This is a genomic window from Halanaerobium saccharolyticum subsp. saccharolyticum DSM 6643, from assembly GCF_000350165.1.
In the GTDB taxonomy this organism is placed as follows: Bacteria; Bacillota; Halanaerobiia; order Halanaerobiales; family Halanaerobiaceae; genus Halanaerobium; species Halanaerobium saccharolyticum.
In genome coordinates, this window is the sequence record NZ_CAUI01000002.1 from 1 (window position 1) to 23,681 (window position 23,681).

The following is a 23,681-nucleotide window of genomic DNA, read 5'->3' on the forward strand; positions in this document are numbered from 1 at the left end:
GATATCGATAAATATTCTGTAGAAATGCAGAATCCAGAAGTTACAAAAACCTGCTGGTGCAGGAGATGTTCCAGAATCTAATTACAAAATGATTGCTGCTTTAGGAGTTAAACGCGGTGATTTAGAAAGAAAAGAACTGATGAGCTTTGTTAAAGAACACGGAATGCCAGGATTTGCGCCAACTCAGGGCCATATCCCCTCAGGAGTTCCATTCGTTGGACCAGCAGCCAAAATGATGAAGGCTGGCCAGATTGAAAAAGCAATGATTATTGGTAAAGGAAGTCTTTTCTTAGGTAGAATGACTAACCAGTTTGATGGAGTTTCTTTTGTAATTGAAAAGAATTCGGGAGCAAAAAAGGAAGAAAACAGTGTAAGTGATAAAGAAATCAAAAATATGATCGCCGGTGCTATGCGCCAGATGGCAGATAATCTTCTCGGCGAAACCGAGTGAGGTGGATAAAATGACAGAAAATGTAAAGAAAAGAGTTGCCGGAGTGTTTAATGAGGTTGCAGCCGCTATTGAATCAGGTGAGTTTGGTGATAAAAAGAAAATTGGCCTGACTTTACTTGATAGTGAACATGGAGTTGATGAACTAAAAAAGGCTGCAGAAATCGCTGAAAATAATTATAATGATTTAGAGGTAGACTTAATCGGCTGTGAAGAAGAAAAATGCAGCTGTCTGGCAGATGCGCATTCTATAATGGATCAAAAATTAGATAATAATGAGCTGGATGCTGCAGTTACCTTGCATTATAGTTTTCCTTTAGGTGTATCAACAGTAGGTAGAGTTGTAACTCCTGGTCAGGGAAAAGAGATGTTGATTGCTACTACTACAGGAACTACTGATACAAATCGAGTTCCCTCAATGCTTAAAAATACTATTTATGGGATAGCAGCTGCAAAATCTTTAGGGATTGAAAAACCAACAGTAGGTATTTTAAATGTAGAAGGAGCAAGACTTGTAGAAAAAAATCTGCAGAAGTTAAAAGAAAATGGTTATGAGTTTGAATTTGCAACTTCTGTAAGAGCAGATGGTGGTTCTGTGATGAGAGGAAATGATCTGCTTTTAGGAGTACCCGATGTAATGGTAACCGATACTCTAACCGGGAATATGCTGATGAAAGTATTTTCTGCCTTTAATACAGGTGGACAGTACGAAGCAGTTGGTTATGGTTATGGTCCTGGAGTTGGAGACAATTTTGATAAATTAATCGGAATTATCTCACGTGCTTCTGGAGCCCCAGTAATTGCTAATGCGATTAAATTTATGGCAGAAGTAAGTAAGGGTAATTTATTAGAAATTACTAAAGCAGAAATAAAAGCAGCTAATAATGCTGGTTTAAAAGATATAATATCTGAACTTAAGAGCAGCAGTTCAGCGGCAGAAGCTGAAGCAGTAAAAGAACCAAACAAAAAAGTAACTGATGAAGAGATATCAGGTATTGATATTCTAGAAATAGAGGCTGCCAAAGAAAGTCTCTGGAAAAAAGATATATATGCAGAAACAGGAATGGGATGTACAGGACCAGTAATCTTAATTGCTGAAGCAGATGAAGAAAAAGCAAGAGCAGAGCTAAAAAAGGCAGGTTTTATTGAGTAAAATATAAGTTTTTCTTGTAAAAAGTCTAATTAACTTAAATTCTTAACAGCTCTCATTGATTTTAAATAGGATAGAGAAGATCTTTTATAATATTTAAAATCAGAGAGCTGAAATAAGTTCTAACTTTCAGCCTAAAAATTAGAAAAATAAGATTATAATTATAAATTATTTAAACCAGACTATTATTGAAAAAAATTTTAAAGTAAGTTATAATTAAATTTGTTATATATTTCACAAATAATTATTTATTAAATTAAGAAAGGGGAAATGTTATGGCTTTTTTTCAGTATGTCAATGGTATTCTCTGGGGTCCGGTAATGATGGTGCTTCTTTTAGGAACGGGTGTATTATTTACCTGGAAGCTTAGATTTATACAGTTTAGAAGGCTTAAAGATGCTTTTAAAGAAACATTTGGAAAAATGTTTGATAAATCGGTTGGTGCTGATGCATCAGGGATCTCTTCTTTCCAGGCTTTATCTACTGCGGTTGCGGCACAGGTTGGTACTGGTAATCTAGTTGGAGTTTCAACTGCAATAGCTGCTGGAGGACCAGGAGCTGTATTCTGGATGTGGATCAGTGGTGTTTTTGGAATGGGAACAGTTTTTGCTGAGGCAGTTTTAGGTCAGGAATTCAAAGAAAGTGTAGATGGAGAAATGACCGGTGGACCAGCATTTTACATAAGAAATGGATTAGGGAGTAAAACTCTGGCTGGACTTTTTGCTGTTTCTATAGTTATGGCTCTAGGGATAGTTGGTAACATGGTGCAATCTAATTCTATTGCTACAGCAATGTCTGAGGCTTTTGGAATTTCTACTTTAGTGATTGGAATTGTTATTGCTATCTTGGTCGGACTGGTTATTATTGGTGGTTTGAAAAGAATAGCTAATATTACTGAAAGGGTAGTACCATTTATGGCAGTGATGTATTTTTTAGCCAGTTTAGTTGTTATCTTAATTAATTATCAAAGCATTATTCCTTCAGTGAAAATGATTTTTTATGGTGCTTTCAATCCGGCAGCTGCTACTGGTGGTGTAATTGGGGTTTCAATTAAACAAGCTTTCCGTTATGGTATTGCAAGGGGTTTGTTTTCTAATGAAGCTGGTATGGGTTCTACACCTCATGCACATGCTGTAGCTAAGGTTGATCACCCCGCACAGCAGGGTTTAGTTGCTATATTCGGTGTGTTCTTCGACACCTTTATTGTTTGTACTATGACAGCTTTAGTAATTATTACAAGTGGTGTTTTTAAAAGTGAAGCAATGCGCGGAGCAGCTATGACTCAAGCTGGATTTGCTCAGGCTTTAGGTGGTATGGGAGAGAAATTTGTTGCTATAGGATTATTTTTCTTCGCTTTTACAACGATTATCAGTTGGTACTACTTTGGTGAAGCAAATATTAAATATTTATTTGGTAAAGGAAAAGTTAAGTTTTATCGCTGGGCTGTAGTCCTTTGTGTGATTTTAGGAGCTGTTATGAAAGTTCCAGTAATCTGGGAAATGGCTGATATGTTTAATGGTATCATGGTTATTCCTAATGTTGTAGCATTATTAGGGATGGTATCACTTGTTTCTAAGATTTATGATGATTATGAATATGACTTTTTAGAGGGTAATGATTCCGAATACGAGAATCAAGATTTAAAAAAGAAAAATGCAAATTAACGAATAATTAACCTAAAAATTAAATATTGGTTTTAACTAAAAAATAAAGAGGCAGCTATTAGCTGCCTCTTTTAAGCGTATAAAACTAAGTCATTTTAATTCTAAGAGAAAAGAACTTAGAGTTATTACTTAGATATAAATTATGTTGATTCAGTAGGAGCTAATTACTCAGCTACAGTGCCTTCACCGAATCCTACTTCTTCTAACCATTCTGTAGGATATCCAACAGATTGAATCTTATCTGGAGAGTTAATATATCCATCATTATACTTATAAATCATCTCATCAGCAAATTCCCACCAGTCATCTACAACTTTTTGTGCATTATTATAACTGTAGTCAGTTAAGAATTCTTTTGTTCTTTCAGCACCATGTGAATCATAGATTTCTAGAGCAGCATTGTCGATAGCAGGCTGCATAGCAAAGAATTTACTTTCATATTTTTCCTGCATTGCTTGAATATCTTCTATCATATATGAATATTTTAGATCTGCCCAATTGGATACAAAATCAAAAGCCCACCAAGCAGATGATCTATCAAATTTATCTCTTCTACCGGAAGTAAATGCTTCTGGAAGTTCTCTTGTACCACTATAAACTGGAACATAAACGGTAGAATGTGGAGCATCTTCGCCGAACCAGAGTATTGATTTGATTGGTGCAGGCATTGAACTACGAGCCTGACCTACAAAACTATATGAACAGCGGAACATTGAAATAGCTCTTTCCCAATCCATATCTTTTTTACCTTCAGGTTTTACAGAGGTAGGTGTAGGATATCTATTTGGGTTACCAAATGGACCAGCGGCTAGACCTTCAGTTAAATCGAATCTAGTACCTTCATAATGATCACGCTTAATAGCCATTAAATCTTGAGCAGATACTTTTTCATCAGGCTTAACTGAGAAGGGATAACGATCTGCTTGAGGATCAAAATCCTGAGATGGAGCTAAAATAGATAAAACTCTCCACTCGCGACGTTTTTGATAATACTCTGCACCATAGGGATTAGGGTTGTATGTTGCACAGAACATAAATTCTTCAGAAGGGTCCCACCAGCCCATATTTTCTGCAAAAGATTTTACATTTTCAGAAGCCATTGCATTATCTGGATCATCAAGATCTAAGGTATCAATTCTACTTCTATTGGAAACTACACTAACATGGCCATCAGGTACTCTTTTAGCAGCCCAGATAGCTCCAGGTTCTTCGCTTCCTGGAGACCATATTGGTCCAGGACCTACGATTTCGAACATCCATGCTTCTTCACCATCAATAACTGTTAGAGATTCTCCACCATCAGCATAACCATATTCTTCTGCAAGTTCTCCCATGATTTGAACTGCTTCTCTAGCTGTTTTTGCTCTTTGAAGAGCTAGTCTTTCTAATTCTTCAATCATTAGAATTGCATCTGTGTTCTTTAATTCACCTCTACCACTAAAGGTTGCTTCACCAATCATAACTCCATGTTCATTCATAAAAGGATAGGCAACGTGGAAATAGGTATATGTTTCTTTTGCCTGAGGAATTTCTCCTAATTCAGTAACAGTATAACCAGGAATTCCTTCATGACAGCGTGAACTGTAAACGGTTGTCATTGCATCATCTTCAAATTTTTCTCCTTCAATAATTTGAATTCTTGCATCATAGTTACCATCACAGGTGTGAGTTGTCATAACTGAACCATCAGTTGAGGCATCTTTACCAACCATAATCGAAGTACAAGCATTAACTGCTGTAAATCCCATAAAAACAACCATTAAAACAGCGAGAGTAATTGTAAGTATTTTTTTGTTAAGCATTTAATAAATCCCCCTTAATTATTATTGATCTCATAATAAAGCTCGTCAGTTTCGTTTAGCTTACTCATAATAGACGCGATCTGAATTTGCGTTTTCTGGATTATCAAAATAATGTCCAACCCCATTTTCTACTATTTCTGAATATTTTGGCACGTTTTTAATTATTACCTCCTTTCCAGGGTTCATTTGATTCCAGATTTGTGCAACCATCAGGGTACTAGAACAGTGTCTTCCAACTCTTACTTCAATTGGCCAGCCATCTTCATCAATTGTTTCATAGAGCAGACCAAATTCTCCAGCTCGTTGTACAAAAGGATCTTTACCTTCTAAAAGTAGTTTTTCATCTGTTACACCACGAACTCTATCTAAAAATGGTTCCGGAGTTTCGAATAGAAGAGAAACAGCATCAGAGTGATCTCCAACCTCACGGTGTGATAGACCATGTAATGACTTGGGAGAATATTCCATACTGATTGGTTTTTCAAATTCCATATCAGTTAAAGTCATTGAAGACATAGCTGCAATATCTCTCCCAGATTCATGAGCTACAATGGTACTTATTACAGGATATTCTAATTCTGCTTCATGATAATCAATAAATAAATCAACATTTTCTTTATCTATTATTTGCATAAAAGCATAATTAACTTGTTCTGTAAAAGAGCCATCTTTTTTACCAGGCCAGGTTCTGTTGAAATTTCTAATATCCATGTATGCTAACATTTGCTCACTTGGATAATGAACATAAACTTCTGGATCAGGCCATGAATCGAGTGGGTTTGTCCATCTGTCACCCATTCTATATTTTTTCTCTCCCCAATCAGTTTCGATAGTGTAAAATTGAGGATAAGCATCACCAGGACGAGTTACAGTTGAAGCACTTCTATTTGCTCTGATAGCAATAATTAATTTTCCTTTTTCTAAAACAGCATTTTCTGCAAAGATCTCGGCACTAAGATTGGCTGCTGGTTCTTCCGGGTGTGATCCTCCAATGGTAAATAAAGTAGCACCAGGTTTGCCACTATCTAAAATATAGATGTTACAATCTGCAACCGTATCTTTTAAGGGATCATAGTAATCTCCTAAAGTTTTAACTTCAGTTACAGATGGTCCTGCGATTACAGCTTCTTTATAATTTCTATGTTCCATAAAAGCTTTACCTGATATAACTAAAGCAATAATAACTAAAACCGCAGTTATTATTTTAATTAAAATTAAATTTTTACTAGACATCTTTATTCACCTCATTTAATCCTCAATATTCTAAGAATAAAGGGGATTATTATTACTGAATAGAGTACAGCTTCCTGAGCATCTTTGGTTTTAATAATTTCTCTCAGGAGTACAAAGGCAATAAAAGCACTGATAAGGTAATAACTGAACTCTATAATTGAATTTATAATACCCATAAAATAACCTCCTGAATTATTATCCTCCGACTAAAAATGACAATTGATTGCTGAAAACAAGAAATATTGTACATAAAGCTAAAATAAAAGCCATAGGAATTAAGCAGGTTTTAAGAAAATCTTTATAATATCTTCCCTGATAATTTAGTTCTATTACTGTTGCGCGACCAACGACAGCAGTCGGAGGTAAAATATCACCAAGCGGCCACATAACTGCCATTGCAGAAAGAATTATAACTGGGTTAAAACCTTTCATATTGAATAAGAAAATTAAAGGTACTCCAAGTAGAGGTGCTACAGCATATTGCAGTAAGCCTTCTGAGACTGGCAATATAATAAAAAGTGAAGCAAATAAAAACCAGACTGGCAAAGTCACTACAGCTAATGATATTAATCCTCTAGCACCACTTAAAGCCATAATCTGAATCAGAATTCCAACAACAATCATTATTCCAACAAGAGGAATTAGCGATCTTATAGTTTTCCCCGCAATATCAAGAATATTTAGCTTTTTTGGACTAAGTAAAAACATTACTAGAGCCGCAATTAAAAACATTAGTGGAAGTCCTAGGATTGGCATCTTAAAAGGAAATAGTCTTCCAGCAATGATTAATAAAATTAGAATAAAAAATGGAGTTCCCACTCTTATCCAATTCATTTCAGCTGGTGGTTTTGGTAATTCCTCTAAGATTTTTTCTAATTCTGGATTTTCTCCTTTTGCTCCCAGAAAAAACATTGTAAATATTGCTCCAGTAATGGTAATTACAAATAAAGGCTGCATAAAACCAACATAGGGCATATTAGCTCCAGCAGCAGCCATCATCGCCCACAAATTGATTGGCGGCGCAGCAGCACTCATAGAAGCACAAAGGAAAATAATTGCAGCAGTTTTTGTTTCAGAAATCCCCATATACATTAAAACTGTACCTACAAGTGTACCTACAGTTAGAACTGTTGCAGCGCCTGCACCTGTAAGTGCTCCTGGGATCATTAGAATAAATGTTAAAAATAAAAGAGTTAAATAGCGGTGTTCATGGAATCTAATAATTATTTTTCTAACCATAAAGACTATACCGCCAGATTCTTTGACAAGATTAATAAAGAGAGTTGCAGTTATGAATATTAATGAAACATCATAATATGTAAATGCACCCTCCACTAAATGCCTGACCGGAATACCACCGGTATGATAAATAGCAGCAGCAAAAGCTGACAGGAGCATAGCCAGCTCTGTTCCAAGTTTAAAGTAAGTTCCAATGGCAAAAGTTACTGCTATTATGATTAGTACAATTCCAGCATGTAAAAACATTAAATACACCTCATTTCAGTAACAGTTAAACTTTTATTGAATATCGAATAGTTTTTTGATTGCTTCTCCCATTTCATTGTTTTTATCAAAAAATACAGCTGGGATATTTAATTCTTCACTTTTTTCTGTAAAAAATCCATCCTGATTACTTGCATCTTTGATAATTAGCGCATCGCTTTGATGCATTACGATTTCAATTGATTTGGCATCATTATCATCAGCGCGTCTTGACATACCTTCAATATGAGCACCTAAGACCTGCAGCCCATTTTCTTTTGCAGTTGTAATTAAATTATTAATTCTTTCTGCTTCTTCTTTCATATTAGTTCCTGCAGCTCCCATACCTTTACCACTAGTTCCCATTGTAACAATTAAAGTCTTGTAATCACTTCCTTCTAAACCTTCAGCAGTTAGTAGATCATTTTGGGTAATATCAATTCCAACCTGCTGAGAAATCATTTTAACCATTAGTGCACCTGGGCTTTGACCACAGGTTGTGACTACAACCGGCTGTTCAAAAACAGGCATTGCAGCAGAAGTAATAAAACTTAAAACAAATAATGAGATTACTGTAAAAAATAAAGCTTTTTTAATCATAATAATTCCCTCCTTTTTTGAATTAGATATTTTCTTCACATAACTATATTTCACCTATCATAATAAGATTCCTACTTTTTCTCTTATTTCTCTCAAAAATAAAAAATAAAACCACCAATTATGAAGAAAACAAGCTTCACAAGTGGTGGTTAAAATTAACAATGTACATATATTTAAAAAATTAGAAAATATTAAGTTTTTACTTTAGTTCAATTTATATCGATGAATAGGCCTGCCCACTTTTCCATAATTGAGTTTTACTTTCACTAAATTTTCATCAGCAATATAATTTAAGTAACGATGCACTGTTTGATAGGCAAGATTTGTACCTTCAGAAATTTCTTCAATAGTTTCTGCTTTTTTAATTTTTGTTAAATAATCATAAATTATAGAAAGAGTTTTTTGCGTCATTCCCTTGGGAATATTTAAAGCCTTAATTTTTTCGTCAGCGTTTTTGTAGCTTTTATTATAATTTAAATGAAGATTAATTCTTGAAATTAAATCTGCAGTTTTAATCGGCTTATTAGCAAAATCATCGGCACCCGCCTTTAAAAACTTTTCTGCTAGATCCATTGATTCGTCTACGGTTAAAACAAGGATTGGAATTTCTTTATCTATTTTCCTTATTTCTTTGACAAGTTTTAAGCCATTGATATCAGGCATATGATAATCAACTAATAACAGATCAAATTTATTATTTTTTATATATTTTAAAGCTTTTAGCCCCCTAGAGGTAGTGGTCATATTTAAGTCGGCAACATCAGCAACGGCTTCCAAAGTAAATAGAATATCTTCTTCGTCATCAACTGCTAGTATTTTTTTCAAAATTTGACACCTCCGGCAATAATATTTGTGCTTTTGTTCCCTCTTCTAATTTGCTTTCTATACTAATTTTTCCACCATGGCTTTCAATAACTTCTTTAACAAAATGAAGTCCCAATCCAGTATTTTCAATACCTGTAGTGTAACCAATTTCCCAGATGTTATTAATTTTATCTGGAGCTATTCCTTTACCATTATCTCTGATAGATATTTTAATTTTATCAGTTAATTTTTTAGCTTTAATATTAATTTCACCTTTTTTAAAATCTATTGCTTTGAGAGCATTATCTATTAAATTTATTAGGGCACGAGATAACCTCACTTTATTGGCTTCAATCATCAAATCGGGCTTATAATCAAAAGATATATGCTCATCTATTTCTTCTAAAGCAAGCTGAATCTTAAGGAAATTAAATAATTCTTCTAATGATATTTCCCTCTTTTTATCTTCATAAAGTATTTCAGAAATCATCTGACCCATTTTATCTGCTGAATTACTTATTTTTTCAGTATATTGCTGAATTTTTTTATTTCCTATTTTTAAAGCAATTACCCCACTTAAGCCCTGAATAGTGACTAAAGGTGTTTTTAAATCATGAACAAGATGTTTTATTTCACTGAAATATCTAGATTTAACAGCTTCTAACTCTAGCTCTCTAATTTTTTCTTCTTTTTCGCGGCTTTCTTCAATCAGCTTTAAATTATTATAATAGTAGATAACAACTCTAGTTAAAATTAAAGCATTGATCATAATTATAATAGAAAATGTGAAGCCGAAAAAGTTCATTATATATTCTGCTTCAATAAATTCTGTAACTTCTCTAATAGAAACTATTATTTCTCCCCGGCCAAAGCCATAATTGCTTAAAAATGGAATAATATCAAGCCAATCTATACTAAATAAGAAAAGAGAAATAATAATAGTTTTAATAAAAATATGGTGAATATCTTTAGTTAAAAAATGAAGAATGAAAATTATTAAAATCGTAAGATAGGATGGACCGGCAAAAACAAAGTCTATATCGTAAACTATACTAATAATTTGGTATATTATAGGAATTATGATTAATGTGATTAAGAAAGTAAAGTTTTTAAATGGAGTAAAAATTTCAAGGCTTTCTGCTAAAATAAATGCTCCTAAATAAATAGGAAGATGTCTTAAGGTGTTAAGTATAACTAACTTTGCTGAAACTAAAAGTAGCAAACCACTATCTTGAGCTGTAATACTCTGATAAAGCTGCTGTAATAGATTATATTGCGGCTCTTTGGTAAAATACGGTAAAATAACAGCAGCTATAATTATAAAAATAGAAGTTAATAGTTTGTTTTTATCTATTTTTTTAAAATTAATGTTTAAGGCCACCTCAGCTCAACTCCATTTATGTTCAGTAATAAAGTTATAAGTTCTATCTGATAATCGATTCGCTTTTTTAGTTCTAATTTTTCACAACTTTCTAAAGTAAAAGCTGGAATGTTTAAATTTTTACCAACAGCTTCTGCAAGACTTCCTGTTTTAGGTGGGGTTATAAGTGCAAATTTTTCAATATTTTTATCAATTCCCTCATTAATTAACTCAACTGCCTGTGATGCCTGCCAGATAGCTTGATCATCAGGATAAGCAATAATAGATTGGCCCACAAAGTTTTTATTAACACTATTAAATTCTTCTGACTCATGTAGATCCAGCATTAAATCAGGTGAAAATTTTTCGATAAGATTAAAAATTTCTGCTGCTCTATTTTCTGCAATAGATCCTCCAATTTTACCAGGAAAAGATCGATTTAGTAACTGATCATCCGGATGATTTCTCTTTCCAGCAGTTATTGCCTTTGGATTTGCACGCGGAATTATTACCAGCTGACCACCATTTATTTTCGCCTTTTTTAATCTTAAAGCAGCTAATTGAGATGCTATTTCGTTTCCGTGGATACCAGCACTTATTATAATGGTTTTATCTCCCTGGTCACCATTTACAAAATACTCTACATTTTTAGATTTGCTGTTAAAGAGGCGACTAATTATTGGTTTAATTTGCGAAAGGTTATCTGCTTCAGCCAAAGGTATATCATATTTAATAGCTATTTCAGAAAAGTAGTTATCAAAATTACTGTTTTTTGAGATAATCATATAATCGGCATAGGGAGCAACTATTTTAAGTAATTTATCAGACCTTTCTTCTCGGCGATTTTTACCTCCAAAATGAGTTAAGACTATAAATTTATTTTTAGCTCTTGCCTCTTCAATTAAGTTTTTGCTTCTCTGCAGCTCAGATTCAAAGTCTATTCCAGCAGCTCCGACACCTTTACAGCTATGGCCGACTGAAATAAAGATAGTGGGGTAATTTTCTAAATTTTCGGCTTCTAAAAAAGGATGATAAAAGAAATCAACATTTTCTTTTTCCAATACAACTTTGACCATTAGGCCATCTGGGCTTTGCCCCGGACATGTTATAGCAACTGGTTGAGCAGGATAATATTTTGTGTTTTCTGCATAAGCAAATGAACTAAAAATTATGAAAATTAAAAGGCAAATTAAAAATAGTTCTAAAAAATGGGACTTCATTATTTAGCCTCCTTATTATTTCTAAAAATTGCAGTGAATAGAGGAAAAGTAATTATTATAATCATTAGTAAAATCAATTTTTTATTATGTTCGACAATATAATAAACATCAGCTTTACCCGGCTCAGGTAGAGGAACAGGATCCACCTTTATACCACTTTTTCGGGCTAGGTTTTCAATATTTAAGAGGTGGATAATTGGAATATTTTTGGAAAGAAAATGTGAGATTAAACCGTTTTTTGCATATTCTGTATTTAATTTACCTGGTATAGTTAAGCCATTTTCAAATTTCACTGAAGAAGTTGTATTCCCAAAATTAGCAGAGGCACCACCGATATTAATGAAAGCTTTTATTTTCTTATTTGGGGAGTTATTTTTAAAGATTTCAATTCTTTGTTCAATACTTTCATTAAGTGTTGCTTCGTAAATTAAAGGCAGATTTGATTTTTTAGAAATTTCGAAAAAGCTGTCTTTATTTTCTATAAAGAAAAGATTATCTGCACGATCATTGTCACCGCCAAATGAAATAGCTGTAATTTTAGTTTTTAAGATATTATATTTTTGTAATTGGTTAAGCATTTCAATAAAAGTGAAATCTGGAATATTAGCACCATACATTGAAGCTCCAATTGAATAGATAAGTTCCACATCTAAATCAATTGTTTCAGCAGCAGAAATAACTGCTAGAATTAGTCCTGGGAAAGAACCACTTGCGCCAACAGCAATTTTATCGCCCTTTTTTAAATTAAGTTGATCAAAGTATCTTATAATAAGAGCAGCAAAATCTGGATTTGTAGCAGTTCTCTTGGCTTTTAAATTACCTAAAGTTGTTGTAATAGGAGTATATTCTTTACCAATTAAAGCAGTTTTATTAGGATCCAAAGCAGTATCTATTTGATAACCCTGATCAATTTTAATCTGGTAAATTTTTTCTTCAGCCAATTTCATTTTTTGAGCAGCTTTAATCTGGTTTTTATAAGCTGGATGTTCTGTTCTAGAACTACAGATTGAAATGAGAAGGAGAGAAAATAAGGCAATTAGGGCAGAAATAATTATTATTCTTATATTTATTTTTCCTTCAATCCACTTAGTAAACATTTATTTAGCTCCTTTAGATAAATAAAAGCATTAACAATCTTAAAAATATAGAAACAAAGGTTAGCGAAGAAAGGGTAGCAGTAATTCCTTGTCTCAGCATATCATTGGCAATTAAACCGGGTATAATATAACCAATAACTCTTAAGTCTTCGCTGAGTGGGAAATATTCAATAAAAAGTGATCTGTAAAACCAGCCAATGAGGTAAGCAATGACCACACAGGCTGTAAACCTTCTCCTACTATACATTATAACATAATTTGATAAAGATTTCACAACAATATAAGTTAACATCGCTGTAGTTATAGTTGCTAAAATTCGGTAGGGCTCCTGCCAAAAGAAGGCCAAGTAACCCGGAACGATAATTCCACCTGCATAAAAACCTGTTATTTCTGTGTAAATGAAACTGACCAAAATTCCTATTCCAACTGACTCTATTAACATTTAATTTCAACCCCAGATTCTGCGAAAAATTCAGAAATTATTTCTGCATCACCATGAATATTACCACAGCCAAATATTATTAGATCTTTCCCTTTTTCTAAATTATTAAAGTAATTCGAGAGCTTATTGAATTTATTATGTACGAAAATAGATAAATTTAACTTTAAAATATTTTTTTTAGCTTTTAATCTTTTTTGTAATAATCTTTGCTGACGAAATTTAAGTGCACCACTCAGCAGAAAAGCATTAAATCTATTTTTTTTAGTTAAAAATTCTGCAAATTCTTTTAGCCTAAAAGCTCTATCACTGCGATGATTTATTAAAGCATACACCCTAGGATTTTGAACAGGTAAAGCATCAAAATTTTCAGAAACTCGATTCCAGATTATTTCTGTTGATTCAGGGTCATTAGCAGCAAAGGCATTAATGAAGATAATATTTCTGTTTTTTCCTTTTAAAAAGTAATATTTTAAGCTGCCTGGATCTTCAGTGACTGAATACATACCTTTTAAAGCAGTTTTTCTATCAATTTTAAAATGTTGAGCTATTTTAATTGCACAGGCCATATTATCAGTGAAAACTTCCTTTTCAAAAGGCTGCAGCTCTTTTTTTGTGAAAATAATATTATCTGTGTTTGAATATTGATTTTTTCTCATTTTTGCTTTTTCTTTAATTAAGTGGCTTAAATTTTTCTCAGAAGATATAACATTTGAATTATAAGGCAAACTTAAACATATAGTTTCTGCAATTTCTCTTAAATTGTTTCCCATCTTGTCCAGATGATCATTTCTAATATTTGTAATTACCATATGATCTGCATTTAAAAAGAGATTTTCACTACTCCATTGAATTTCTGGGGAAACAGCCATACATTCGATTACCAGCACATCCACTTTTTCTTTGACTGCTAATTGAACTATCTTTTTTTGTTCAGAAATGCTTGGAGGCCCATGTCTAATTATTTCTCTTTCACTTTGATCAGGGTAGATAATTCTAGCTGCAGAACCGGTTGTTTTAGCAAGAACTTTAAGACCACCTGCTCTTAAAACAGCTGCGATAAGCCGAGTAGTTGACGATTTACCTCGGATTCCATTGACATGTATTATTGAAGGGATATTATTCAAATTTTTATTATGGGCTTTTCTTTCAAAGATACCAATGATTATTATAATCAAAGCTAAAAAAACAATTATTTCCATATGTTATTCCTTTCATATGATATATTTTACTTTAAGCTATATTATTTCATCACCTTAAGTTTACTACAAAGATTTAAAGATATCAATTAAATTCCAATTTAAGACTATCATTATATAATAGCAAAAAAGAAAACTATATTTTTAAACGAGAACATATTCAATTTTTTATTATCGCAAAAAAACAGAAAATTATAAAAAAAGTGGTAAAAAAAATCACAATCATGATTGACAGATAATCATGATTATGGTATTATAATATTGTGAAAATGATGAAAAAAAAATAAAAGGGAGGTGTTACTCATGTTAGAAGGTAAAAAGATTGCTATTTTAGGCGATCGAGATGGTATCCCTGGGCCAGCTATTAAAGAATGTTTAGAAACAACTGGTGCAGATGAAGTTGTATTTACTACAACTGAGTGCTTTGTCTGAACAAGCGCAGGAGCTATGGACCTGGAAAATCAGCAGAGAATAAAAGATCTTGCTGATAAACACGGTGCGGAAAATCTCGTTGTTATCTTAGGTGGTGCAGAAGCAGAAGCTTCTGGATTAGCTTGTGAAACAGTAACAAATGGAGATCCAACCTTTGCAGGACCATTAGCAGGAGTTCCGTTGGGACTCGCGTGTTATCATGTCGTGGAGCCAGAAATCAAAGCTGAAATTGATGATCAAGTTTATGAAGATCAAATCAGCATGATGGAAATGGTTATAGATGTAGACGCTATTGTAGAAGAGGTAAAAACCTATCGTGAGAAGTATTCAGAGTATATTTAAACACATACCCTGATACAGATTGTGAATAAATTATTATGAAAGGGGTGGACCGCGGTGAAACTTGAACTCGGAAATTTTTATGTAAAAGACATTGAGTTCGGTGACAATACTACTTATGATGATGGAGTTTTGACTATAAATAAAGAAGAAGCTCTAGAAGTAGTTTTTAAAGACAAACACATTACTGAGGCTGATTTAAGAATAGTTAAGCCTGGTGATATGGTTCGTCTGGTACCAGTTAAAGAAGCAATTGAACCCCGCTTCCGCGTAGGGGGAGGACCTGTTTTTCCTGGTGTGACTGGAAAACTCGAACAAGCAGGAAACGGTGAAACTCGCTGCTTAAAGGATATGAGTGTTCTAGTTGTAGGAAAACACTGGGGTGGTTTCCAGGACGGATTAATTGACATGGGAGGAGAAGGAGCTAAATATACTTACTTTTCTTCTTTAAAAAATGTTGTTTTAGTCGCTGATACAGATGAGGAATTCGAAAAGCGCGAACAGCAGAAAAAGAATCATGCCTTAAGATGGGCTGGAATGAGACTTGCAGAATATTTAGGTGAGGCTGTTAAAGATCTAGAGCCAGAAGATAAAGATACATATGAGCTTGAGCCTTTAACAAAAAGGTCTGAAGATGTTTCAGATCTGCCAAATGTTGCAATAGTAATGCAGCCTCAATCTCAGATGGAGGAAAAGGGTTATAATGACCTTAACTATGGTTGGGATACAAACAGAATGCTTCCAACTTTGATGCATCCAAATGAGATTTTAGATGGTGCAATGATTTCCGGTAGCTTTATGCCTTGTTCTTCCAAATGGGCAACTTATGATTTTCAGAACTTCCCATTGATTACAAGACTTTATGAAGAGCACGGTAAAACAATTAATTTTGTTGGTGTGATAATGTCAAACTTAAATGTTGCGCTTGAGCAGAAAGAGCGTTCAGCACTATTTGTGGCTCAGATGGCCAAATCTCTTGGTGTTGATGCAGCAATAGTAACAGAAGAAGGATACGGAAATCCAGATGCTGATTATATTGGCTGTATAGTAGCTTTAGAAGATGCTGGTGTTAAAACAGTTGGTGTCAGTAATGAAGCAACAGGAAGAGATGGTGGCTCACAGCCATTAGTAACTTTAGATCCAAAAGCAGATGCATTAGTATCCACAGGAAATGTATCTGAATTAATTAAATTACCTCCAATGGATGAGGTAATTGGAGAATTAGAAGCACTTGCCAGAGATGGACTTTCTGGAGGCTGGGAAGATGATGAAGTTCTTGGTTCTTCAGTTAAAGAAGACGGCTCAATTATCATGGAAAACAATGCAATGTTCTGTGGCGACCAAATTGCTGGCTGGTCTCCAAAAACAATGAAAGAATACTAAACCGGGGAGGTGGAATTAATGAAAAAAGCAGTTGTATATTTAAACCAATTTTTTGGTCAAATAGGTGGAGAAGATGTTGCAGATCACGCTCCTGAAATAAGAGAAGAAAAAGTTGGAGCATCAATGCTTTATGATCAGATGCTTGATGCAGAAGTTACTCATACAGTTATCTGTGGAGATAACTTTATGGGCAGTAAGACTGAAGAAGCTGTAGAAAAAATTATAGGCTTCTTAGAAGATGTAGAGTTTGATATTTTCTTTGCTGGACCTGCATTTCAGGCTGGACGTTATGGTATGGCCTGTGGTGAAATTGGTAAAGCAGTAAAAGAAGAGTTCGATGTACCTGTAATTTCATCTATGAATATTGAGAACCCCGGTGTTGAGGTATTTAAAAAAGATATTTATATCTTCCCGGGTGGACATAGTGCTGCAAAAATGAGAGATGATGTTAAAAAAATGACCGATTTTGGTAATAAAATTCTCAATGGAGAAGAATTATTACCTGCAGAAGAAGAAGGTTATTATACTCGCGGCATTAGACATCAATATTTCTTAGAAGATGAGACTCCAGCATATGAGAGAGCAATTGATATGCTGCTCAAAAAGATTAATGGTGAAGAATTTGAAAGTGAACTACCTATACCTGAATTAGATCTTGTAGAAATTGCTCCGGCAATTGAAGATTTAAGTGAGGCAGAAATTGCTTTAGTTACATCTGGTGGTATAGTTCCTGTTGATAATCCGGACAAAATTCAGTCTGCTTCAGCAACAAGATGGGGTAAATATAATATTAGTGCTATGGATAAACTGGACAATAGAGAAGATTTAGCTTTTAAAACTATTCATGCTGGTTATGATCCTGCTGCAGCTGATGCTGATCCAAATGTAGTAGTTCCGGTTGATGCAATGCGCAAATATGAAGAGGAAGGTAGAATAGGTAAATTACATGATTACTTCTATTCAACAGTAGGAACTGGTACTACTCAGAAAGAAGCTGCCAGAATGGGTAAGGAAATTGCTCAAGAATTACAAGATGCCAATGTTCAAGCAGTAATTTTAACATCCACTTGAGGTACCTGTACACGTTGCGGTGCAACAATGGTGAAAGAAATTGAAAAAGCTGGTTTTACAGTTGTTCAGATGGCAAACTTGATTCCTGTAGCAAAAACTGTTGGTGCTAATAGAATGGTTCCAACTATTTCGATCCCTTATCCACTTGGAGATCCTTCTACAAGTAAAGAAGAACAGTGGGAACTCAGATATCATAGAGTTGGCGTAGCTTTAGATGCTCTCACAACTGAAATTGATGATCAAAAGGTTTTTGATGTAGAAATGTAAATATTAAGCCTCTACCCTTCCTGCAGAGGAGGGGTAGGGGTCTTTAAATAAGATTTAAGTGAAAAATATAACACATTTTATAAAGGGGTGGAATAGGTGGAAGAGCGTAGAGATGCACATGGAAATATAATTAAAGAGAGAGGCCGAGAAGTATTTGTTATTTCATTGATAGTTGTTTTTGCAATTGTTCTCTGGGGAATAGCCATGCCGGACAGCTTTGGTAATGTCGCAAACAGTATATTTGATTATCTGACAATGAACTTTGGCTGGTTTTATCTGATTACAATGACCTTATTTGTTATTTTTTGTGTCTGGGTTGCCTTAAGTCAATATGGAAAAATTAAGCTAGGTAAGCCTGATGAAGAACCAGAATTTAGTACTATTTCCTGGTTTGCAATGTTATTTAGTGCAGGAATGGGAGTAGGATTAGTTTTCTGGGGAGTTGCTGAACCTTTAAATCACTTTGTTAACCCTTTGGGTATGGAGGGCGGAACTGCAGCTGCAGCAGATTTTGCTTTAAAAACTTCATTTTTACACTGGGGTCTACATCCCTGGTCAGCTTATGGTGTTTTAGCGCTGGCTCTAGCTTATATGCAGTTTAGACACGATAAACCTGCCCAAATAAGCAGTGTATTTATTCCTTTAATTGGAGAAGCTAAAGCAAGAGGAACAATTGGTAAAACTGTTGATATTTTGGCAATCTTTGCCACAGTAGCTGGTGTAGCAACTTCTTTAGGAATGGCAACACTTCAGGTTACAAGTGGTTTTAATTTCCTATTTGGAGTACCAGAAACTAATTTTGTGCGCCTGATGGTTATCGGAGTTATTACAATTCTATTTATGATTTCTGCAATAACAGGTGTTGATAAGGGAATTAAATATTTGTCTAATGCGAACATAACTTTGGCAGGACTGATTATGGTTATCTGTTTAATAGTTGGCCCAACAATGTTAATTATTAATAACTTTACTAACACATTTGGATTTTATTTTTCAAGTATAGTTAGAGATAGTTTTAGAATTGGTCCAGAACCCTGGTATGGCTGGTGGACAATATTCTACTGGGCTTGGTGGATTGCCTGGGCACCATTTGTAGCAACATTTATTGCTAGAATTTCTAGAGGTAGAACTATCAGAGAATTTATTGGTGGAGTATTATTTGCTCCAACACTTGCTTCTTTTGTCTGGTTTTCAATTTTAGGTACAATGGGAATGGAAACTGGAATGGAAGTTGCTGAGGAGGCTATTGCAGTTACAGAAACAGCATTCTTTGAGGTAATACAGTATTATCCAGCTGGTAATTTTATTTCAATTATCGGAACTATTCTTTTGATAACTTTCTTTATTACTTCGGCAGACTCAGCTACCTTTGTGCTGGGAATGTTATCTGATAAAGGTAATCAAAACCCATCAGCAAAGTTAAAAGTTACCTGGGGAATAATTCAGTCAGGTTTAGCTGTAGCACTGATGTTATCTGGAGGTTTAGGTATGCTGCAGACTGGATCAATTGTGGCTGCTTTCCCATTTGCTTTTATTATGATTTTTGCAATGTGGGCAATGATTAAAGCCTTAAAGGCTGATGCAGCAGTAGAAGGTGTTGTTGATATAAACTCAGTAGCTGATGTTTCAGTTGACCATATGGATGAAGAAAAATTAGCAGCAGTAGAAGAAGGCTAAATTAAAAATATTAATAAAAAAGTGGAAACTAATTAAAAATCCCGGCAATATGCCGGGTGATTTCCACTTATGTTACTGGCAGCAGATTGCATTTTCTACAATTGCTTTTATCTGTTTGGTTATAATATTTAAAGCTTGATCACTGCTATATTCGATTCGCTGATTAACCATTAAGGTTAACATGCCGTGATAAATATAAGTTATCATATTATCCATCTGGCGGGCCTTTTTTTCTTCAAGAAAATTTTCTTCAATCAGCGGTTTAGAAGCAATAGCAGCCCGATGAGAGAGATCAGGATCTAAAAGCATTGGCAGCAGATCAGCAGGTGGAGTACCTAATTTTTCTGGAAAAAGATTAAAGTATTTTTCCATCAAAATTTCTGGGTGGTCGCCAATATTATCTGTAAAAATTGCATAATATATGTTGGGATTTTCAAAGGAATATTTACAAAAACATTCCCACATTTTAATAAAGCGATCAATTTCATCATCAGCATCTGCTATGTAATCTGGCATTGCCTGACTGTATTCACCAAGAAAATCAAGCGAGGCAAAAAAGATCAGCTGTTTACAATTATCAAAATAGTTATAGATAGTAGCACTATTATAACCGGCTTTTTTAGCAACTCCTCGGATTGTTACTTTATTTATTCCTTTTTCTTCAATAATTTCGCGAGTTGCTTCAATAAATATTTTTAGTGTTCGTTTTTTCTTAATGTCTTTATTATCAAAATCAATCATCTTATTACACATCCTTTAAAATAATTTAAAAAGCTAAATATTTTATATTATAAATATTATGTATTTAAGGATACAACAGCTTTTAATAAAATGCAAGAAATAATATGATTATTATGACAAATATGTTAAAATATGTATTCAAACTTAAATCTTCAACTAAATATCAAATCATTTTAGGAGGCAAAATATGAGTGAAGTATATGATTTAATTATCTTAGGAGGGGGACCAGCTGGAATGGCCTCAGCAATTTATGGTTCTCGTTCCAGACTAAACACCTTAGTTTTAGAAGCCAAGAGAAAAACTGGCGGTCAGCCAAGTACTTATCATGATATGGAAAATTATCCTGGAGTACCAGAAACCACTGCTTCTGAATTGATGGAAAACTTCCGCAGTCATGCCGAAAAATTTGGTACTGAATTTAAGCGAGGGGAAGTTAAATCTCTAGAAGTTAATGGTTTCGAAAAAGTAGTAAAATGTAAAAAGGGCGAAGAGTATAGGGCTAAAAGTGTTGTAATTGCTACAGGTGCTGAACCTAGAAAACTGGGAATTAAAGGTGAAGAAGAATTTAAAGGTAAGGGAGTATCTTACTGTGCAACCTGTGATGCAGATCTTTTTACAGATTTAGATATAGTTGTAGTTGGTAATGGAAACTCAGCTGTTGAAGAATCAATTTATCTGAGTAAATTTGTCAACAAGATTACAATGATAGTCATTCATGATGAAGGGGTAATGGATGCTGAAAAGATTCTGCAGGAAAAAGCAATGGAAAATGAAAAAATTGATTTTGTCTGGAATTCTGTTCTAGAAGAAATCAAGGGGGATGGACTGGTAGAAAAGGCTGTTGTTAAAAATATTAAAAATGGTGAAAAATCTGAGCTTGACTGTTCAGGCGTCTTCTTCTTTGTAGGAAGAGTTCCCAGCACTGACTTTTTAGAAGGTGTTGTTGATTTAACAGAGCATGGTTATGTTGAAACAACAAAACAGATGGAAACAAACCAACCGGGAGTTTATGCAGTTGGTGATGTGAGAAATAAAGTTGTGCGTCAGGTAATAACAGCAGCTGGTGATGGAGCGACTGCAGCTGTAATGGCTCAGGGTTATATTGAAGAAGAAGAATACTGGCAGAATCATGTTGTTGAGGCTGATAAACCAGCTTTAGTAGCTTTCTGGAGTGTTACCGATCAAGAAAGCATGGATCTGGTGAGTCAATTAGAAAATATGGAACTTGAAGACAAGGGCTATAAGTTCTTAAAGATTGATACTTATAAAAACAGACTTATTTCTGGTCGATATGATATTGAAGAAATACCAACAATATTAAAACTTGAAGATGGTAAAGTTGCTTCTAAATTAGTTAAACCCGAAAAAGAAGAGATTGAAGCAATTATATAAAAAATTCTAAGGAGGAATAAAAATGATTGAACTTAACAAAGAAAATTTCGAAGAAGAGGTACTTAATTATGATGGTAAGGTAGTTGTAGACTTTTGGAGTGAAAGTTGTGATGTTTGTCTAGAAATTATGCCTGATGTCAAGGAATTAGCAGAAGAGTTTGCTGATGATTTTAAATTTGCTAAATTAGATATTCAGGGTAATAGAAGACTTGCTATTGGGCAGAAAGTTTTAGGACTTCCTTCAATAGTATTTTATGAAAATGGAGAAAAAGTTGAACATCTTAGTGGTGAAGACTTAGAAGTTGAAGACATTAGAAAAGAATTAGAAGCAAGAGCATAATTGTTGATACTTCTCTACCTCAGATTGCAATAATTTGAGGTAGAGTGTTTTTTTAAAAAAATGGCGATTTTGGTGAAATAATGCCCGAAGATGAGTTTTATGCTTTAATCAAACATGTTGACGTTTTTGATTTAGTAAAGTTAAGCACAGACTTTATTGCAGAGGTTGAGCCTAAGCTTGCAGAACACCCTATTTTAAAAGAAATGGAGATTGAACTGGGTGAAGGCGAAGATGTCTCTGAGTTAGAAGCTCTATTAGAAAATCATGCAGAACCACTTTATTTAGATAATAAATTGGTTGGCTGTGTAAAAAGAGCTCATGAAAGTGATGTCAACCTTAATGCACATACTATTTTAGAGAACTTAGTCGCTAAAGCATCTGCAGTTTTATCAGTGAAAAATTTAGCTGCAAAAAACGATATTGACTTAAATGATGTTGATTATGTACTTGAATGTTCTGAAGAGGCATGTGGAGATATTAATCAACGGGGTGGAGGCAACTTTGCTAAAGCTATAGCAGAAATGGCAGGCTGTGAAAATGCTAATGGTTCAGATGTTAGAAGTTTCTGTGCAGCACCTGCTCATGCTGTTGTTAATGCGGCTGCTTTAGTTCAATCAGGAATTTATGATAATGTTGTAGTTGCAGCCGGTGGATCTGTAGCAAAACTAGGGATGAACGGTAAAGATCACATCAAAAAAGAGATGCCTGTTTTAGAAGATACATTAGGTGGATTTGCAATCTTAATCTCTAAAAATGATGGAGCCAGTCCAGTTATTAGAACTGATATTATCGGTCGTCATAAAGTTGGAACAGGATCTTCACCACAGGCCGTAATTAGTTCTTTGGTAACTGATCCTTTAGATGAAAATGATTTAAATATTAAAGATATCGATAAATATTCTGTAGAAATGCAGAATCCAGAAGTTACAAAACCTGCTGGTGCAGGAGATGTTCCAGAATCTAATTACAAAATGATTGCTGCTTTAGGAGTTAAACGCGGTGATTTAGAAAGAAAAGAACTGATGAGCTTTGTTAAAGAACACGGAATGCCAGGATTTGCGCCAACTCAGGGCCATATCCCCTCAGGAGTTCCATTTGTTGGACCAGCAGCCAAAATGATGAAGGCCGGCCAGATTGAAAAAGCAATGATTATTGGTAAAGGAAGTCTTTTCTTAGGTAGAATGACTAACCAGTTTGATGGAGTTTCTTTTGTAATTGAAAAGAATTCGGGAGCAAAAAAGGAAGAAAACAGTGTAAGTGATAAAGAAATCAAAAATATGATCGCCGGTGCTATGCGCCAGATGGCAGATAATCTTCTCGGCGAAACCGAGTGAGGTGGATAAAATGACAGAAAATGTAAAGAAAAGAGTTGCCGGAGTGTTTAATGAGGTTGCAGCAGCTATTGAATCAGGTGAGTTTGGTGATAAAAAGAAAATTGGCCTGACTTTACTTGATAGTGAACATGGAGTTGATGAACTAAAAAAGGCTGCAGAAATCGCTGAAAATAATTATAATGATTTAGAGGTAGACTTAATTGGCT

At 34.2% G+C, this 23,681-nt stretch carries 19 protein-coding genes and 3 pseudogenes; 11 read left to right on the forward strand and 11 right to left on the reverse strand.

What is annotated here, in order from left to right:
* The 3 genes and pseudogenes from HSACCH_RS00015 to HSACCH_RS00025 all read left to right on the forward strand — a co-directional run.
* Positions 1-451, forward strand: a pseudogene (locus HSACCH_RS00015) (DUF5940 domain-containing protein); the annotation flags it as partial.
* A 10-nt stretch (positions 452-461) separates the two neighbouring features.
* Entirely contained in the window at positions 462-1,601 is a 1,140-nt protein-coding gene (gene grdD, locus HSACCH_RS00020; protein WP_005486900.1) for a glycine/sarcosine/betaine reductase complex component C subunit alpha, read from the forward strand.
* Between the two features lie 272 nt (positions 1,602-1,873).
* Positions 1,874-3,262, forward strand: coding sequence for an alanine/glycine:cation symporter family protein (locus HSACCH_RS00025; RefSeq protein WP_005486902.1), 1,389 nt, complete (start codon positions 1,874-1,876; stop codon positions 3,260-3,262).
* Positions 3,263-3,426: 164 nt separating this feature from the next.
* Here the strand turns inward: HSACCH_RS00025 and HSACCH_RS00030 are convergent, their stop codons facing one another.
* From HSACCH_RS00030 to pgsB, 10 genes are all read right to left on the reverse strand, one after another.
* Complete coding sequence (locus tag HSACCH_RS00030; protein ID WP_005486904.1) at positions 3,427-5,064, reverse strand: dipeptidase; 1,638 nt, start codon at positions 5,062-5,064, stop codon at positions 3,427-3,429.
* Between the two features lie 60 nt (positions 5,065-5,124).
* Positions 5,125-6,297 carry a hypothetical protein gene (locus tag HSACCH_RS00035; protein ID WP_005486905.1) on the reverse strand — a complete coding sequence of 391 codons (1,173 nt, stop codon included), beginning with the start codon at positions 6,295-6,297 and terminating at the stop codon, positions 5,125-5,127.
* A gap of 195 nt (positions 6,298-6,492) precedes the next feature.
* Positions 6,493-7,782: a hypothetical protein gene (locus HSACCH_RS00045; protein ID WP_005486907.1), complete on the reverse strand. Its 1,290-nt coding sequence runs from the start codon at positions 7,780-7,782 to the stop codon at positions 6,493-6,495.
* Between the two features lie 33 nt (positions 7,783-7,815).
* Positions 7,816-8,379 carry a DUF6305 family protein gene (locus tag HSACCH_RS00050; protein WP_005486908.1) on the reverse strand — a complete coding sequence of 188 codons (564 nt, stop codon included), beginning with the start codon at positions 8,377-8,379 and terminating at the stop codon, positions 7,816-7,818.
* 204 nt (positions 8,380-8,583) lie between these two features.
* Positions 8,584-9,204 carry a response regulator gene (locus tag HSACCH_RS00055; RefSeq protein ID WP_005486910.1) on the reverse strand — a complete coding sequence of 207 codons (621 nt, stop codon included), beginning with the start codon at positions 9,202-9,204 and terminating at the stop codon, positions 8,584-8,586.
* On the reverse strand, positions 9,182-10,564 hold the full coding sequence (locus HSACCH_RS00060; RefSeq protein WP_005486911.1) for a HAMP domain-containing sensor histidine kinase: 1,383 nt from the start codon (positions 10,562-10,564) through the stop codon (positions 9,182-9,184). Before HSACCH_RS00060 ends, HSACCH_RS00055 begins: the two co-directional genes overlap by 23 nt.
* Positions 10,555-11,763 carry a DUF6305 family protein gene (locus HSACCH_RS00065; RefSeq protein ID WP_005486912.1) on the reverse strand — a complete coding sequence of 403 codons (1,209 nt, stop codon included), beginning with the start codon at positions 11,761-11,763 and terminating at the stop codon, positions 10,555-10,557. Before HSACCH_RS00065 ends, HSACCH_RS00060 begins: the two co-directional genes overlap by 10 nt.
* Complete coding sequence (gene pgsW, locus HSACCH_RS00070; protein WP_005486913.1) at positions 11,763-12,860, reverse strand: poly-gamma-glutamate system protein; 1,098 nt, start codon at positions 12,858-12,860, stop codon at positions 11,763-11,765. The genes HSACCH_RS00065 and pgsW overlap by 1 nt, the downstream gene beginning before the upstream one ends.
* A 13-nt stretch (positions 12,861-12,873) precedes the next feature.
* Positions 12,874-13,302, reverse strand: coding sequence for a poly-gamma-glutamate biosynthesis protein PgsC (gene pgsC / locus HSACCH_RS00075; protein WP_005486914.1), 429 nt, complete (start codon positions 13,300-13,302; stop codon positions 12,874-12,876).
* On the reverse strand, positions 13,296-14,501 hold the full coding sequence (gene pgsB, locus HSACCH_RS00080; protein WP_005486916.1) for a poly-gamma-glutamate synthase PgsB: 1,206 nt from the start codon (positions 14,499-14,501) through the stop codon (positions 13,296-13,298). The genes pgsC and pgsB overlap by 7 nt, the downstream gene beginning before the upstream one ends.
* A gap of 300 nt (positions 14,502-14,801) precedes the next feature.
* On the opposite strand from pgsB, the gene grdA reads away from it, so the two are divergent.
* The 4 genes from grdA (at position 14,802) to HSACCH_RS00110 (ending at position 19,667) form a co-directional block, all read left to right on the forward strand.
* Entirely contained in the window at positions 14,802-15,272 is a 471-nt protein-coding gene (gene grdA, locus HSACCH_RS00090; RefSeq protein WP_005486918.1) for a glycine/sarcosine/betaine reductase complex selenoprotein A, read from the forward strand.
* A gap of 54 nt (positions 15,273-15,326) precedes the next feature.
* Entirely contained in the window at positions 15,327-16,652 is a 1,326-nt protein-coding gene (locus HSACCH_RS00095) for a glycine/sarcosine/betaine reductase component B subunit (RefSeq protein ID WP_005486920.1), read from the forward strand.
* Positions 16,653-16,670: 18 nt separating this feature from the next.
* Positions 16,671-17,990: a betaine reductase selenoprotein B gene (grdH, locus tag HSACCH_RS00100; RefSeq protein WP_084815717.1), complete on the forward strand. Its 1,320-nt coding sequence runs from the start codon at positions 16,671-16,673 to the stop codon at positions 17,988-17,990.
* Between the two features lie 96 nt (positions 17,991-18,086).
* Entirely contained in the window at positions 18,087-19,667 is a 1,581-nt protein-coding gene (locus tag HSACCH_RS00110) for a BCCT family transporter (RefSeq protein WP_005486924.1), read from the forward strand.
* Between the two features lie 72 nt (positions 19,668-19,739).
* Here HSACCH_RS00110 and HSACCH_RS00115 read toward each other — a convergent pair whose 3' ends face one another.
* Positions 19,740-20,408: a TetR/AcrR family transcriptional regulator gene (locus tag HSACCH_RS00115; protein ID WP_005486925.1), complete on the reverse strand. Its 669-nt coding sequence runs from the start codon at positions 20,406-20,408 to the stop codon at positions 19,740-19,742.
* Positions 20,409-20,595: 187 nt separating this feature from the next.
* Between HSACCH_RS00115 and trxB the strand changes: the two genes are divergently transcribed.
* The 4 genes and pseudogenes from trxB to HSACCH_RS00135 all read left to right on the forward strand — a co-directional run.
* The gene (trxB, locus tag HSACCH_RS00120) at positions 20,596-21,801 is read left to right on the forward strand and encodes a thioredoxin-disulfide reductase (protein WP_005486926.1); all 1,206 of its coding nucleotides are present in this window, start codon (positions 20,596-20,598) and stop codon (positions 21,799-21,801) included.
* A 22-nt stretch (positions 21,802-21,823) separates the two neighbouring features.
* Complete coding sequence (gene trxA / locus HSACCH_RS00125; RefSeq protein ID WP_005486927.1) at positions 21,824-22,141, forward strand: thioredoxin TrxA; 318 nt, start codon at positions 21,824-21,826, stop codon at positions 22,139-22,141.
* 62 nt (positions 22,142-22,203) lie between these two features.
* Positions 22,204-23,475 (forward strand): annotated as a pseudogene (gene grdC, locus HSACCH_RS00130) (glycine/sarcosine/betaine reductase complex component C subunit beta); the annotation flags it as partial.
* A gap of 10 nt (positions 23,476-23,485) precedes the next feature.
* Positions 23,486-23,681 (forward strand): annotated as a pseudogene (locus tag HSACCH_RS00135) (glycine/sarcosine/betaine reductase complex component C subunit alpha); the annotation flags it as partial.